Source organism: Nonomuraea sp. NPDC003560, assembly GCF_042878785.1.
GTDB lineage: Bacteria > Actinomycetota > Actinomycetes > Streptosporangiales > Streptosporangiaceae > Nonomuraea.
Genome location: NZ_JBIAOF010000036.1, coordinates 1 through 1,625 on the forward strand (window position 1 = coordinate 1; position 1,625 = coordinate 1,625).

At 71.8% G+C, this 1,625-nt stretch carries 1 protein-coding gene; it reads right to left on the reverse strand.

The genetic code is table 11. The features are described 5' to 3' along the window. Positions 1-1,625 (reverse strand): M4 family metallopeptidase (locus ACFYUV_RS51390; protein ID WP_387683444.1); only part of this gene is annotated, 1,625 nt, incomplete at both ends.

A 1,625-nucleotide genomic window follows, 5' to 3' on the forward strand; every position in this document is an offset into this window, starting at 1 on the left:
GTGGAGGAGTTGCCGGAGGTCACCGAGGCCGGGTTGAAGCTGGCGGTGGTGCCGCTGGGCAGCCCGGAGGCGGTCAGGTTGACGGTCTGGGCGCTGCCCGAGGTCGTCTGGGTGTTGACCGTGGCCGTGGCGGTGGCGCCGGGCTGGGCGCTGCCGGAGGACGGGTTGAGCGACAGCGAGAAGTCCGGGCCGGCGGTGCCGCAGGCGGGCTCGCCGGAGGCGGCGGCGACGCTGACGGCGCTCCAGGCGGCCTTGGTGCTGTTGCACTCGGCGCTGTTGGCGCCGTACAGCTCGATGGCCGCGGCCACCGAGGCCGAGCGGATGTTGGCGTAACGCCAGGAGGACGTCTTGCGGTTGAGGGCGCCCATGTAGATCTTGCCGGCCTTCTGGATGCTGACGCCGGTCACCGAAGAGGGACCGCCGGAGCAGATCGGGCTGGAGGGCTTGCCGCCGCCGGGGTTGTTGCCCTCGGCCAGCAGGTAGAACCAGTGGTTGAGCGGCCCGGCCGCCGAGTGCACCTCGGTGTTGGGGATGGAGGAGGAGTAGCAGTTGGGGTCACCCAGGGCGCTGGGGTTGTACATGTTGCGGATCGGGCCCTGGCCGACCAGGTCCACCTCCTCGCCCACCAGGTAGTCGGGCGGGTCGTTGGGGTTGTTGGCGTAGGCCTCGGTCAGCGCGCCGAAGATGTCGCCGGTGCCCTCGTTGATGCCGCCGTTCTCGTTGCCCGAGCCGGCGCCGCCGGGGGTGGTCTGGAAGATGGCGTGGCCGAACTCGTGGGCCACGACGTCGATGGGGGTGGCCTGCTGGGTGTTGGCCTGGTTGTGGCCGAAGTTGGTGTAGCTGCCGTTCCAGTAGGCGTTGACGTCGGCCAGCCCGACGCGGGCGGGGAAGCCGCGGCCGCTGCCGTCGATGCCGCTGCGGCCCAGCCAGTCGCGCAGCATGTCCCACTCGCGCTGGACGCTGAACAGGGCGTCCACGCAGGCGGTCTCCAGGTTGGTGCCCGAGCCGTTGCCCCAGGCGTCGTCGGTGCCGGTGTAGGCCGACCCGCCCTGCCCGCCGCAGGCGATGCCGGGCCGGGTGGTGTCGGTCATGGAGTAGCTGCTGCCTGAGCCGCTGGTGTTGATGGTGACCTGGCCGTAGTAGAAGCCGTTGCCGCTGCCTTCGCGGACCAGGTCGACGGCGTCGGCGACGGCGCCGGTCGAGGCGTCGACGTAGACGTTCTGCACGCTGGGCTTGCCGTCGGCCAGGCCGGAGACCTTGACCTCCCAGGCCGGCCTGGGTGTTGCGTCCTTGGCGAGCACGACCAGGCGGGGGGCGGTGCTGTCGTCCACGCGGGACAGGCGGGCCTTGGCGGTGGCGGTGGCCTTGGCCGCCGAGACGGTGGCCTTTGTGGCGACCTCGCGCGTGGTGGGGCCGGTGGCCGAGACGGTGTCGCGGACGTTGCCGGCGGCGTCGGTGACCACGACGGCGTCGCCGCCGATCATGGGCAGGCCCTTGTAGGTGCGCTCGTAGGCGACGTAGAACAGGTCGCCGGCGCCGGGGGTGACCCGGACGCGGCTGTAGGCCTCGTCGGGGCCTCTGCTGAGGTTGTCGAGCTGGCTGGAGACCGCCCTGTCGGCGACCGC